The organism is Streptomyces malachitofuscus (assembly GCF_055571035.1).
In genome coordinates this window covers 40,414-52,678 of record NZ_JBVIGA010000032.1, presented here as the reverse complement: position 1 = coordinate 52,678, position 12,265 = coordinate 40,414, and the positions used below count along the sequence as shown (strand labels likewise).

Below are 12,265 nucleotides of genomic sequence, written 5' to 3'. Positions count from 1 at the left end.
ACGGTACGGCCCAGGCGCACGGCACATGTCCGGTCCCCGGGTGGCGGGGGCGGGGGCCGCTTCCTGATGGTTGCTCCATCCCAGCGCGCCAGTCACGGCCCGACGTCAGGGTACCCGGGCGGCACGGAGTGTCAAAGGCCTGCGTCCACCATGCGGGCGACGGCGTCTGCCGGGCGGAAGCCCGTCTAGAGGATCACGTGGGGCAGGAAGCGGGCGTACTCGTCCGTCACCAGGCCCGAGGACTCACGGATACCGAGGCCCGCCGACTCGCCCTCGACCACCCAGGTGCCGAGGACGACGTGGTTGCCGTCGAAGTCGGGCAGCGGGGCGAGCTGCTGGTAGCAGCAGGGTTCGTCACGGAGCACGGGGGCGGTCCCCCGCCGGTGGACGGTCACGCCGGCGCCCTCGCGGCCGAGCAGGGGCTTGGCGACCCATCCGGTGCTGTCCGCCAACTCCCGCGGGCCGTCGAGGTAGGCGGGCAGGAGATGGGGGTGGCCGGGGTGGAGCTCCCAGAGGATCGCCAGCAGGGCCTTGTTGCTGAGCAGCATCTTCCAGGCGGGTTCGATCCACAGGGTGGAGCCGGTGCCCCCGCCGTTGTCGAGGGTGGCGAGGACGTGGTCGGCGAAGCGGTCGGTGGTGAGCCATTCCCAGGGGTACAGCTTGAAGATGCTGCGGATGAACCGGAGCCGGTTGTCGACGAAGCGGCGGGAGAGACGGTCCCAGCCGATCTCCTCCATGGAGATCCAGTCGGTGTCGAGGCCGGCCTGCTCGGCGGTCTCCTTGAGGTAGGCGACGGTCATGAGGTCCTCGCCGAGTTCGTCGGCGGAGGAGTGCGCGAAGTACAGGGGGCTGCCGGGCGGGAGGAGGGCGGCCTGCTTCTTCCAGGCGTCGATGAGGCGTTCGTGGAGGGAGTTCCACTGGTCGGCGCCGGGGAAGCGCTCCTCCATCCAGAACCACTGGGGCGAGGCGGCCTCCACCAGGGACGTGGGGGTGTCGGCGTTGTACTCCAGCAGCTTCGCCGGACCCGTCCCGTCGTAGCGGAGGTCGAACCGGCCGTAGAGCGAGGGGAGTTCGGCGCGCCGGTGCCATGCCTCGGCGACGGCTTCGGCGATCCGCGGATCGGTGATGCCGAGGTCGGCGAAGCGACCGGTGGTGACGATGTGGTCGGCCGCTGCGAGGCACATGCAGTGCAGTTCCTCGACGACCTCCTCCAGTGCCTCGACCTCGTCCAGGGAGAAGACGTAGTAGGCGCTCTCGTCCCAGTAGGGGCGCAGGGATCCGTCGGGGTAGCGCGTGAGCGGGTAGATGAGCCCCTGCTCCTCGACGGTCTCCTGCCAGCCGGGGCGGGGCTCGATGGTGCGCCGTTCCATGGTCCGCTCAGCCGCCGGCGCTGCCCGAGCAGCCGAAGCCGCCGCGGTCGACGGCCTCGCTGCGGCTGAAGGTGCCGTCGTCGGCGTAACCGGCGCTGACGTCGGCGTCGTAGTACCAGTCGGCGTCGCCGGTGCGGGACGTGCCGCCCCTGCCGAGCGAACCGGAGGAGGAGGACGTGCAGTTCTTGTCGGCGACGACCTTGTAGCCGTTGATGTAGTCGTAGCTGTCCCGGTCCACGCACCGCCGGTCCGGATCCGACCCGCACGAGGTCAGCGCCGCGGCGAGAACCCCCATGCCGCCCAGCACCACGGTGCTGGACCGCACCCGCCGCCGCGACTCCGCCATGACTCCCCCTTGGACTGTTTCCGCCGTCCGCCGGGGCCTCGGCCCGCTCCCCGGCTCGCGGCGGACAGCCTAGGGACCGTCCGCCGCGCACGCACAGGAGCCCCCCGCCCCCACGCCCGGCCCGGAGGCCTTTTCATGTCATTTTCGCCAGAACAGGTGGTGTGTCACGCCGCTCGGGCTGGGCACGACCTCCAGGTGGAAGCGGTCGAGCAGTGCGTCGGGCGACTCCCAGAGGCGGAGGCCGGAGCCGAGCTTCACCGGCGCGACCGCCACGTGCAGGGTGTCGACGAGGTCGGCGTCGAGGAACTGCCGGACGGTGGTGACCCCGCCGCCGAGCCGGACGTCCTTGCCCTGCGCCGCCTCCCGCGCCCGCTCGAGGACGGTGTGCGGGCTGCCGGCGACGAAGTGGAACGTGGTGTCGGAGAGCGTGAACGACGGGCGCTCGTGGTGGGTCATGACGAACACCGGGGTGCGGAACGGGGGCTCGTCCCCCCACCAGCCGCGCCAGTCGTGGTCCTGCCAGGGCCCGCGCTGGGGACCGAACTTGTTGCGGCCCATGATCTCGGCGCCGATGTTGCGGGCGAAGTCGCGGGTGAAGTAGTCGTCGAGGCCGCGGGTGCCTCCGGGATCGGTGCGGTTGGGCCAGCTGGCCGTGGCGCCCGCCCAGGCGAACAGCCTCTCGGCACCGGGGAGGCCGAACGGGTTCTCCAGGCTCTGGTGCTCACCGGCGCCGATGCCGTCACTGGAGACGTTGAAGTTCATGACCCTCAGTAGCTGGTTCATCCGTGCTCCCGGTCGGTTGTCGCGCCCGCCCCGTACGGCGATGCGCTTCTCGTAGGGACGTCGAACGGGACGGGTCCGGATCGACACACGCCCACGACTTTCTGCGCGGCGTCCTACGGCAGGGCCCTGCACAGCGCCTCGAGGGTGCCGGTCCAGGCGTGGTCCGGCGGTGTTCCGTAGCCGACGACCAGGCCGTCGCCGGGGGTGGCATCGGCGTCGGGGTGGCGGAAGCGGGAGAGTCCGAGGACGGCGAGGCCCTGCCAGGTGGCCGCCTGGACGACGGTCTGTTCGGTGCCGGGCGGGAGCCGCAGCACCGCGTGCAGGCCCGCCGCGATGCCGGTGACATGGACGTCGGGTGCCCGTTCGGCGAGGGCTTCGACGAGGGCGTCGCGGCGGCGGCGGTAGCGCAGGCGGGCGGCACGGACGTGGCGGTCGTAGGCGCCGGAGGTGAGGAACTCGGCGAGGGCGAGCTGTTCGACGACGCCGACGGACCGCCCGGCGCCGTGGGCGACGACCTCCGGTACCACGGACGGGGGCAGGACCATCCAGCCCAGGCGCAGGCCGGGCGCGAGGGCCTTGCTGGCGGTGCCGAGGTAGACCACGTGGCCGGGGTCGAGGTCCTGCAGCGCCCCGACGGGCTGGCGGTCGTAGCGGAACTCGCCGTCGTAGTCGTCCTCCAGGATCAGGCCGCCGGTGCGGCGCGCCCAGTCGACCACGGCGGCGCGGCGCCGAGGACGCAGGGCGCCGCCCAGCGGGAACTGGTGGGCGGGGCTGAGGAGCACCGCGCCCGCCTCGCCCGGGTCCTCGGTGCGGGTGCCGGAGGCGTCGAAGGGCAGCGGTGCGGTGCGCAGACCGGCGCGGGTCACGAGCTCCCAGTGGGCGTCCAGGCCGTAGGACTCCACGGCGAGGATGTCGGCGCCTCGGGCCCGCAGGACGTCGCAGAGGAGCTGGAGGCCGTGGGCGAAGCCGGCGCAGACGACGAGGTGTTCGGGGTCGGCGCGTACGCCCCGGACACGGGCGAGGTAGTCCGCGAGGGCGGCGCGCAGTTCGGGGCGTCCGCGCGGGTCGCCGTAGCCGAAGGCGTCGTGAGGGGCGGCGGCGAGGGCGCGGCGGGTGGCCTTGAGCCATTCCGCCCGGGGGAAGGAGGCGAGGTCGGGGCTGCCGGGCACGAGGCTGTACGGGAGCCGGCCGGGTGTGCGCCCCGGGGGGACCGGACGGGCGGGCGGCGCGGGTACCGCACGGTCGGCGACGCGGGTGCCGGAGCCCTGCCGGGCGGTGAGCCAGCCCTCGGCGACCAGGTCGGCGTAGGCGTCGGCGACGGTGTTGCGGGCGATGCCCAGGTCGCCGGCGAGGGAGCGGGAGGAGGGCAGCCGGGTGCCCGGGGAGAGCCGGCCGGTGCGGACGGCCTCGCGCAGGGCGTCGGTCAGGCCGCGGCGCAGGCCGGGTCCTGCCGGCTCGAGATGGAGGTCGATGCCCTGCAGACCGCCTCGTGAAGTGGCCCGGCGTTCTATCATGGAAATGGACCATACTCCTGGGCTGCCCCGCTCCTAGGGTCGAGGCATGACCGACCACGAGACGACCACGACGTACGCCGCCGAGCCGCCCGTCCGGCTGGAGTGGGCCCGGCACGCCCCCGAGGTGTACAAGGCGATGATCCGGCTGGACTCCGCCGCCAGGAAGGGCCTGGACCCCACGCTCTACGAGCTGGTGAAGATCCGTGCCTCCCAGATCAACCACTGTGCCTTCTGCCTCGACATGCACACCAAGGACGCGCTCGCGGCGGGCGAGAGCGTGGAGCGGATCGTGCAGCTCGCCGCGTGGGAGGAGTCGCGGCACTTCTACACGGACAAGGAGCTCGCGGCGATCGAGCTGACGGAGGCCGTCACCGTGCTGACCGAGGGCTTCGTGCCCGACGAGGTGTACGAGCGGGCCGCCAAGCGGTTCGACGAGGCGGAGCTGTCCCAGCTGGTCGCGGCGATCACGGTGATCAACGCGTGGAACCGGTTCGGTGTGACGTGTCGGATGACGCCGGGCCACTACCAGCCGGGACGGCGCCACTGACGGCCCTGCGCCGTGGGACGACGAGGGCCCCTCGCTCACCGCCGGGTGAGAGAGGGGCCACTCGTGTCGGATCCGGGCCGCTCGTGTCAGGTCAGGGCAGCCACTTCTTCCAGACGTCCTCGTTGGCCTTGACCCACTTCTCGGCGGCGGCCTTCGAGCTCATCTTCTCGCCCGCGATCATCGCGGCGACCTCGTTCTGCTGCTCGGCGGTCCAGTTGAAGTTCTTCAGGAACTGGGCCGCGTCACCGCCGTCCTCGGCGAAGTCGGCGTTGAAGTACTTCTGCAGCGGGGTCTGGGCGTAGGCGCAGGCCACCTTCTCGGGATCGGCGTCGCAGCCCTCCTTGTACTCGGGCAGCTTCACCTCCACCAGGTCGAGCTGGGCGTTCAGCCACTGCGGGGTCCACCAGTAGCTGATGAACGGCTTCTTGGCCTTGTAGTTCTCCCGGATCTGGGTGATCTGGGCGGCCTCGGAGCCGGCGTAGACCGTCTTGTAGTCCAAGTCGAGGTTCTTGATGATCGCGTCGTCGTTGGTGGTGTACGACGGCGAACCCTCGAGGAGCTGGCCCTTGTCGCCGCTCTCGGCGGTCTTGAAGAGGTCCTTGTACTTGTTGAGGTTCTTCCACTCGGTGATGTCCGGGTGCTCGTCGGCCAGGTACTTCGGCACGAACCAGCCGATGTGGCCGACCACGCCGAGGTCGCCGCCCTCGACGACGGTCTTCTTGTCGTTGACGTAGAGGTCGACCTTCTTCGGGGCGCCGCCCCAGTCCTCCAGGATGGCGTCGACCTTGCCGCTGTTGAGGGCGTCGAAGGCGACCGACTCGTCGAGCTGGGTGAGTTCGGCCTTGGTGTCCAGCTCGTTCTCGAGGATGTACTGGGCGACAGCGGCGTTGGCCTCCGCGCCGACCCACGACGGCACGGCGATGGTGACCTTGTCGGAGGAGCCCTTGGACGACGAGGAGCCGGTCTCGGCGGCGCCGCAGGCGCTCAGCGTGGTGAGGCCGAGGGCGACGGCGGCGGCCCGGACGAGGTGCTTTCTGCCTCTGCCGGGCTGGGCGTGCGAGTTGTTCATGGTGTTCCTCCGCATGAGCGATGTCTCGTTTCGGTCGGGTTGTGGTCGGACGGTCGGTGCCGGGTCGGGTGCGGGGCCGCGGCCCCGCGGGGCGCCGGGGTGAGGGTCAGGGCGAGCCGGTCGTCTCGCGGGTGCGCTGGGTCGTGCGGTCCAGGACGAGACCGAGGAGCACGATCGCGACGCCGGCGGTCAGACCGGTGCCCAGAGCGCTCTTCTGCAGGCCGTAGACGACGTCGTAGCCGAGGGCGCCGGAGCCGACGAAGCCGCCGACGATGACCATGGCGAGGACGAGGACGACGCCCTGGTTGAGGGCGAGCATGAGCGCCGGCCGGGCCAGCGGCACCTGCACCTGACGGATCTGCTGGAAGGTGCCGGCACCCAGGGAGCGGGAGGCCTCCAGCGCCGCGGGGTCGACCTGGCGCAGGCCCTGCGCGGTGATCCGGACGACGGCGGGCAGCGCGTAGAGCACCGCCGCCGCGACGGCGGCGGAGCGGCCCACGTTGAACAGGGCCACCACCGGGATCAGGTAGATGAACTGCGGCAGGGTCTGCATGGTGTCGAGCACCGGCCGCAGCAGCCGCTCCACCACCGGGACCCGGGCGGCGGCCACGCCGATGACGAAGCCGAGGACGAGGGTGACGACGACACCCGCGATGGCCTGCGACAGGGTGTCGAGGGAGTTGTCCCACACGCCGATGACGCCCAGACCGGCCATGGAGAAGCCGGCCGTGGCCATGGCGCCCCAGCCGCCCGCCAGGAGGCCCAGCGCCGCGGCGAGCAGCACCAGGAGCCACCACGGGGTGGCGGTCAGGCCGTCGCGGAGCGGGTCGAGCACCCAGGTGGTGAAGCCGTCGGCCCAGGTGCGGGTGCCGCCCAGGACGGGCACGCCCTCGGCGAGATGGCTGGTGAACCAGCCCATGGCCCGGTTGACCGGCTCGGAGATGTCCACGACCCACAACTCGGGCCACTCCTCGATGAGCAGCAGGGCGCCCGTGGTCGCGACCACGGCGCCCACACCGGCCGTCAGGCTCCAGCCGCGCCATCCGTGCAGCAGCCGGAGCGGGGACGGGCCGGATCCCTCGCCGAGCCGGTCGCCCGCGGCGGCGGTGACACGGTCCAGCCAGACGGCCAGCAGGACGATCGGGATGCCCGCGGCGAGTGCCTCGCCGACGTCGACCGTGGACAGGGCCTGGAAGACCTCCTCGCCGAGGCCGCCGGCGCCGACCACGGAGGCGATGGTGACCATGGACAGGGCCATCATGATCGTCTGGTTGAGGCCGAGCAGGATCTCCCTGCGGGCCAGCGGCAGCCGTGCGGTCGCCAGCCGCTGCCACGGACTCGCGCCCAGGGACTTGGCGGCCTCCATCACACCCGCGTCGGCGCCGCGCAGGCCGAGCGCGGTGAGCCGGGCCATGGGCGGGGCGGCGTAGATGATCGTGGCGATCAGCGCGGAGGGCACACCGATGCCGAACAGCAGCACCAGCGGCAGCAGGTAGGCGAACGCCGGCATGATCTGCATGGTGTCCAGTGCCGGGCGCAGGATCTTCTGGAAGCGGTCCGACAGTCCGCCGCCCAGGCCGAGCAGGCCGCCGATGACCGCGGACACGGTGACCGCGACCGCCATGAGGGCGAGGGTCTCCATGGTGGCTTCCCACATGCCGAGCACGCCGCACAGCGCGAAGGAGCCCAGCGTGACGGCGGCGAGCTTGGTTCCGCGCCGGCTCTGCAGCCCGCCGACGCGCCAGGAGAACAGGACCGCCGCCACCGTCACGGGGAACCAGCCGACGGTCAGCAGCAGGTCCGTCATCCAGCTGACGGAGTCGTCGGCCCAGTTGCTCAGGTGGAGCAGGAAGTAGAGGAAGACCGGGTTGGTCTCCCGGTTGCGCACGACCCAGGCGTAGGCGTCGTCCAGCGGTGTCTTGACGTCGACGGTCAGGTCGGACGGCCAGGCTCCGCTGCCCCAGAGGGCCGCGGCGACCGGCACGAGCACGACCGCGGCGACGGCCAGCGGGAGCAGGAGGCGCAGCAGCGGGTGGGCCGGCCGGGCGCGGGACGCTCCCGAGGTCTCTTCCTCGGCCGGTTCCATGGACGGGGAGGGCGGGGCGGGGGTGGTGACGGCACTCATATGCGCCACCCCCGTGCGGTCCCGGAGGCCGTGACGGAGGGCCGGGCGATGGTTCTGACGCCGGTGCTCATCAGGCGGCCTCCTTCGCCGGGCTGCCGCCGATGCCGGCGACGACCCGCAGGAGGTCGGTGTCGCCGACCTGGCCCAGGCAGCGGCCGTCCTCGACGACGCAGACAGGGCGGCCGGTGCGGGCGACCGTCTCGATGGCGGCGGAGACCACGGTGTCGGGCGCGAGGGAGCCCGGGTGCTCGGGGCCGCCGCAGTCCCCGGGCCGCATGGCGGTACGGACGGTCATGACCTGTTCGCGCGGGACGTCGCGGACGAACTCGCGGACGTAGTCGTCGGCGGGTGAGCCGACGATCTCCTCGGGCGTGCCCAGCTGGACCACGCGGCCGTCGCGCATCAGGGCGATCCGGTCGCCGAGTTTGAGGGCCTCCTGGAGGTCGTGGGTGATGAAGACCATCGTGCGGCCCTCCTCGCGGTGCAGCCGGATCACCTCCTCCTGCATGTCGCGCCGGATCAGCGGGTCGAGCGCGCTGAACGGCTCGTCGAAGAGGAGGACCTCGGGGTCGACGGCGAGGGCGCGGGCGAGCCCCACACGCTGCTGCTGGCCGCCGGAGAGCTGGGCGGGCCTGCGCTGTTCCATGCCCTCCAGACCGACCTTGGCGACGACCTGGGCGGCCTTCTCACGGCGTTCCGCCTTGCCCACGCCCTGGATCTCCAGGCCGTACGCGACGTTGTCGAGGACGGTGCGGTGCGGCAGCAGACCGAAGTGCTGGAAGACCATGGCGGCGCGGTGCCGGCGCAGTTCGCGCAGCCGGGCCTTGTCCATGGCGCGGACGTCCTCGCCGTCGATGGCGATGGTGCCCGCGGTCGGTTCGATCAGCCGGGTCAGACAGCGCACCAGCGTGGACTTGCCGGATCCGGACAGACCCATGACGACGAAGACCTCGCCCTTGCGGACGTCGAAGCTCACGTCGCGCACCGCGGCCGTGCAGCCGGTGCGGGCGCGCAGTTCGGCCGGGTCGAGGGCGGCGAGGTCCGGGTCGCCGGGGACGCGGTCGGCCTTGGGGCCGAAGACCTTCCAGAGTCCGTCGACGGAGAAGACGGGGGTGGTGGTGGTGCCGGTCGTGGTGTCGGTGGTGGTCACGCGGCACCACCGATCAGGTCGGCGGCGCGCTCGCCGACCATGAGGACGCCGATCATCGGGTTGACTGCGGTCATGGTCGGGAAGACGGAGGCGTCCGCGATGCGGATGCCCTCCAGGCCGCGGATCCGCAGTTCGGGGTCGACGACGGCCTGTTCGTCGTCGGCCGCGCCCATCCTGCAGGTGCCCGCCGGGTGGTAGACGGTGTGGGCGGCCTTGCGGGCGTACTCGCCGAGTTCCTCGTCGCCGGTGATGTCCGGTCCGGGGGCCACCTCGCGCTTGAGCCAGTGTGCGAGCGGTTCGGTCTTCGCGATCTCGCGGGCGATGCGGATGCCGTCGACGAGGGTGCGGCCGTCGTAGTCGTCCTCGTCGGTGAAGTAGCGGAAGTCGAGGGCGGGTTTGACGTCCGGGTCGGCGCTGGTGAGGTAGAGCCGGCCACGGCTCTTCGGCTTGGGGATGTTCGGGGTCATGGAGACGCCGAACTCCGGCCGCCGGTAGCCCAGTCGCTCCGGGTTGTCCGTGAACGGGATCTGGTAGAAGTGGAACATCAGGTCGGGGCCCGCGTGTTCCGGGTCGCGGCGCACGAACAGTCCGGCGTCGGAGTCCATCGCGGAGTTCTCCGGGAGGGGTCCGTTCGTCTCCCAGACGATCACCGACTCGGGGTGGTCGAGCAGGTTCTCGCCGACGCCGGGCAGGTCGAGCGCCACGGGTATGCCGAGTGCCTCGAGGTCGGCCCTGGGGCCGATGCCGGAGTGCAGCAGCAGCCGGGGCGAGTCGACGGCACCGGCGCACAGCACGACCTCGTTGCGCGCCCTGACCAGGATCTCCTCGCCGTCCTTGGTGCGCACGTGGACGCCTTCGGCGCGCGTGCCGTTCAGCTCCAGCCGGTACGCCCAGGTCTCCAGCAGGATCGTGAGGTTGGGGCGCTCGTCCATCACCGGGTGGAGGTAGGCCACCGACGCCGACGAGCGCTTGTTGTTCTCCGGGTGGTAGGCCAGGTCGAAGAAGCCGACGCCCTCGGAGAACGGCTTCTTGTTGAAGCCCTCGATCCTGGGGACCTCGAGGGCCGTCTGCGCGGCGTCGACGAAGTCGCGGGCGATGGCGTTCCGGTCCTTCTCGTCGACCGGCACGATGTTGTTCTTGAGGCGGGCGTAGTACGCCTCCATCGGCACCGCGCCCCAGCCCTCGGCGCCGGCCGCCTCCCACTCGTCCCAGTCGGACGGCAGCGGCTTGAAGGCGATGAGCGTGTTGTGCGAGGAGCAGCCGCCGAGGACGCGGGCGCGGCTGTGCCGGATGTGCGAGTTGCCCCGCGGCTGCTCGGTGGTGGGGTAGTCGTAGTCCAGTTCGCCGCCGAGCAGGCCCATCCAGCGGCGCAGGGTCAGCACGTCGTCCCGGCCGACGTCGCTGGGGCCGCCCTCGATGACGGCGACGGTCACGTCCGGGTTCTCCGTCAGCCGGGAGGCGATGACGGATCCGGCGGTGCCGCCGCCTATGACGACGTAGTCGTACTCATGTGCGCGTTCTGGGGTGTGAGCGGTCATCTGGGTGGTACTCCTCCGGGGACTCGGGACAGATGTGTCGTGCGCGGCGCGACGAGCGGTACTCGTGGAGGCAGCGGTACCGCCGGAGGGCGGCGGTGCCGCTGGGAGCGGGGCGGTGCGGGGACACCGCCCGGCGGTCCGCGGGCTCAGCCCGTGAACCAGCGCACCGGCTTGGGTGCCAGGTTCTGGTAGACGTGCTTGGTCTCGCGGTACTCGGCGAGTCCGGCCGGGCCGAGTTCGCGGCCGACTCCGCTCCTGCCGAAGCCGCCCCACTCCGCCTGGGGGAGGTAGGGGTGGAAGTCGTTGATCCATACGGTGCCGTGGCGCAGCCGTCCGGCCACGCGCCGGGCACGGCCCGCGTCGGCGGTCCATACGGCGCCGGCGAGTCCGTACTCGGTGTCGTTGGCGAGGGCGACGGCCTCGTCCTCGGTGCGGAAGGTCTCGACGGTGAGGACCGGCCCGAAGACCTCCTCGCGCACGACGCGCATCTCGCGGTGGCAGCGGTCGAGGACGGTCGGCTCGTAGAAGTAGCCGGCCTCGGGGCGTTCGGCGGACGGCTCGGGCCGCTTGCCGCCGCAGCGCAGCTCCGCGCCCTCCTGGAGCGCGGACTCGACGTACGCCTCGACCTTCGCGCGCTGCTGTGCGGAGACCAGCGGCCCGCACTCGACGCCGTCCTCGGTGCCGCGGCCGAGCCTGATCCGTCCGGCACGGCGGGCGAGTTCGGCGACGAAGCGGTCGCGGACCGACTCCTCGACGATGAGCCGCGCACCCGCGGAGCAGACCTGGCCGCTGTGGATGAAGGCCGCGTTGAGGGCCTGGTCGACGGCGGTGTCGAAGCCCTCCTCGGTGGCGCAGGCGTCGGCGAAGACGACGTTGGGGTTCTTGCCGCCCAGTTCGAGGGCGACCTTCTTCACGCTCGGGGCGGCGGCCTGGGCGACCTTCGTGCCGCTGACCAGACCACCGGTGAAGGAGACGAGGTCGACGTCGGGGTGCTCGGCCATCCGGGCACCGACGGTGTGGCCGGGACCGGTGACGATGTTGGCGACGCCGGCGGGCAGCCCGGCCTCGATCAGCAGGTCGATGAGGGCGACGGTGGTGAGCGGGGTGATCTCGCTGGGCTTGACCACGAAGGTGTTGCCGGCCGCGAGTGCCGGTGCGATCTTCCAACTGGCTTGCAGCAGCGGGTAGTTCCAGGGCGTGATCAGCGCGCAGACGCCGACCGGCTCGTGCACGACGACGCTGTGGATGTCGGGCGAGCCCGCGTCGACGACCCGTCCGGGGGCCTCCCCGGCGACGAGGTCGGCGAAGTAGCGGAAGGCGTCGGCGACGCAGTCGATGTCGACGCGGCCTTCCTCGACGGTCTTGCCGGCGTCCCGGCTCTCCAGCAGACCGAGTTCCTCGCGGTCGCGCACCAGCAGTTCGGCCACGCGGCGCAGCAGTGCGGCCCGTTCGGCGACGGGTGTGTGCGGCCACGGCCCCTCGTCGAAGGCGCGTCGCGCGGCGGCCACCGCGAGGTCGGTGTCCTTCTCGTCGCCCTCGGCGACCACGGCGAACGGCAGGGCGTCCGCGGGGTCGAGGATCTCGCGGGTGGCCCCGGAGACGGCGGCCCGCCACTCGCCCCCCGCGTGGATGGTGCCGCGCACCCGAAGTTCTGTACTGTCCGCCATGATCGGTGACTGCCTTCCGTTCCTGTTCAGCGTCCGTGCATCACACAGGTGTCATCCACGGGACCGGGTGCTCCTGCCCGGGGGCCCTGAATGCATGCCGAATTCATGGCCTGAAGTGCGCCGAGTCACTGAATCGAAGGAGAAACCGCCACAGAT

10 protein-coding genes and 1 riboswitch are annotated in these 12,265 nt (G+C 71.8%); of the genes, 1 reads left to right on the top strand and 9 read right to left on the bottom strand.

Annotation, left to right across the window (positions count from 1 at the left end; genetic code table 11):
- Position 1 precedes the first annotated feature (1 nt).
- A riboswitch (ZMP/ZTP riboswitch) is annotated at positions 2-106 on the bottom strand.
- 79 nt (positions 107-185) lie between these two features.
- From ACZ44S_RS34450 to pdxR, 4 genes are all read right to left on the bottom strand, one after another.
- Positions 186-1,370 carry a glutathionylspermidine synthase family protein gene (locus tag ACZ44S_RS34450; RefSeq protein ID WP_466936466.1) on the bottom strand — a complete coding sequence of 395 codons (1,185 nt, stop codon included), beginning with the start codon at positions 1,368-1,370 and terminating at the stop codon, positions 186-188.
- Positions 1,371-1,377: 7 nt separating this feature from the next.
- Positions 1,378-1,716, bottom strand: a complete 339-nt coding sequence (locus ACZ44S_RS34445; RefSeq protein ID WP_466936463.1) for a hypothetical protein — start codon at positions 1,714-1,716, stop codon at positions 1,378-1,380.
- Between the two features lie 138 nt (positions 1,717-1,854).
- Positions 1,855-2,499 (bottom strand): dihydrofolate reductase family protein, encoded by a 645-nt coding sequence (locus ACZ44S_RS34440; protein ID WP_466936460.1) that lies wholly within the window; start codon positions 2,497-2,499, stop codon positions 1,855-1,857.
- A 113-nt stretch (positions 2,500-2,612) separates the two neighbouring features.
- Complete coding sequence (gene pdxR, locus ACZ44S_RS34435; protein ID WP_466936457.1) at positions 2,613-4,013, bottom strand: MocR-like pyridoxine biosynthesis transcription factor PdxR; 1,401 nt, start codon at positions 4,011-4,013, stop codon at positions 2,613-2,615.
- A 46-nt stretch (positions 4,014-4,059) separates the two neighbouring features.
- Here pdxR and ACZ44S_RS34430 point away from each other — a divergent pair, with 46 nt between their 5' ends.
- Positions 4,060-4,560, top strand: coding sequence for a carboxymuconolactone decarboxylase family protein (locus ACZ44S_RS34430; protein ID WP_466936454.1), 501 nt, complete (start codon positions 4,060-4,062; stop codon positions 4,558-4,560).
- Positions 4,561-4,651: 91 nt separating this feature from the next.
- On the opposite strand, the gene ACZ44S_RS34425 is transcribed toward ACZ44S_RS34430, so the two are convergent.
- The 5 genes from ACZ44S_RS34425 to ACZ44S_RS34405 form a co-directional block, all read right to left on the bottom strand.
- Entirely contained in the window at positions 4,652-5,629 is a 978-nt protein-coding gene (locus tag ACZ44S_RS34425) for an ABC transporter substrate-binding protein (protein ID WP_466936451.1), read from the bottom strand.
- A gap of 106 nt (positions 5,630-5,735) precedes the next feature.
- The gene (locus ACZ44S_RS34420; RefSeq protein WP_466936448.1) at positions 5,736-7,754 is read right to left on the bottom strand and encodes an ABC transporter permease; all 2,019 of its coding nucleotides are present in this window, start codon (positions 7,752-7,754) and stop codon (positions 5,736-5,738) included.
- A 70-nt stretch (positions 7,755-7,824) separates the two neighbouring features.
- Positions 7,825-8,904 (bottom strand): quaternary amine ABC transporter ATP-binding protein, encoded by a 1,080-nt coding sequence (locus tag ACZ44S_RS34415; protein WP_466936445.1) that lies wholly within the window; start codon positions 8,902-8,904, stop codon positions 7,825-7,827.
- Entirely contained in the window at positions 8,901-10,442 is a 1,542-nt protein-coding gene (locus tag ACZ44S_RS34410) for a GMC family oxidoreductase (RefSeq protein ID WP_466936442.1), read from the bottom strand. Before ACZ44S_RS34410 ends, ACZ44S_RS34415 begins: the two co-directional genes overlap by 4 nt.
- A 146-nt stretch (positions 10,443-10,588) precedes the next feature.
- Positions 10,589-12,109, bottom strand: a complete 1,521-nt coding sequence (locus ACZ44S_RS34405) for an aldehyde dehydrogenase family protein (protein ID WP_466936439.1) — start codon at positions 12,107-12,109, stop codon at positions 10,589-10,591.
- Positions 12,110-12,265 lie beyond the last annotated feature (156 nt).

What these genes read in the sequence shown, in the direction of transcription:
- pdxR (WP_466936457.1), bottom strand. Translation starts at nt 4,013, where the DNA reads ATGATAGAACGCCGGGCCACTTCACGAGGCGGTCTGCAGGGCATCGAC.
- ACZ44S_RS34430 (WP_466936454.1), top strand. Translation starts at nt 4,060, where the DNA reads ATGACCGACCACGAGACGACCACGACGTACGCCGCCGAGCCGCCCGTC.
- ACZ44S_RS34420 (WP_466936448.1), bottom strand. Translation starts at nt 7,754, where the DNA reads ATGAGTGCCGTCACCACCCCCGCCCCGCCCTCCCCGTCCATGGAACCG.
- ACZ44S_RS34445 (WP_466936463.1), bottom strand. Translation starts at nt 1,716, where the DNA reads ATGGCGGAGTCGCGGCGGCGGGTGCGGTCCAGCACCGTGGTGCTGGGC.
- ACZ44S_RS34450 (WP_466936466.1), bottom strand. Translation starts at nt 1,370, where the DNA reads ATGGAACGGCGCACCATCGAGCCCCGCCCCGGCTGGCAGGAGACCGTC.
- ACZ44S_RS34405 (WP_466936439.1), bottom strand. Translation starts at nt 12,109, where the DNA reads ATGGCGGACAGTACAGAACTTCGGGTGCGCGGCACCATCCACGCGGGG.
- ACZ44S_RS34410 (WP_466936442.1), bottom strand. Translation starts at nt 10,442, where the DNA reads ATGACCGCTCACACCCCAGAACGCGCACATGAGTACGACTACGTCGTC.
- ACZ44S_RS34425 (WP_466936451.1), bottom strand. Translation starts at nt 5,629, where the DNA reads ATGAACAACTCGCACGCCCAGCCCGGCAGAGGCAGAAAGCACCTCGTC.
- ACZ44S_RS34440 (WP_466936460.1), bottom strand. Translation starts at nt 2,499, where the DNA reads ATGAACCAGCTACTGAGGGTCATGAACTTCAACGTCTCCAGTGACGGC.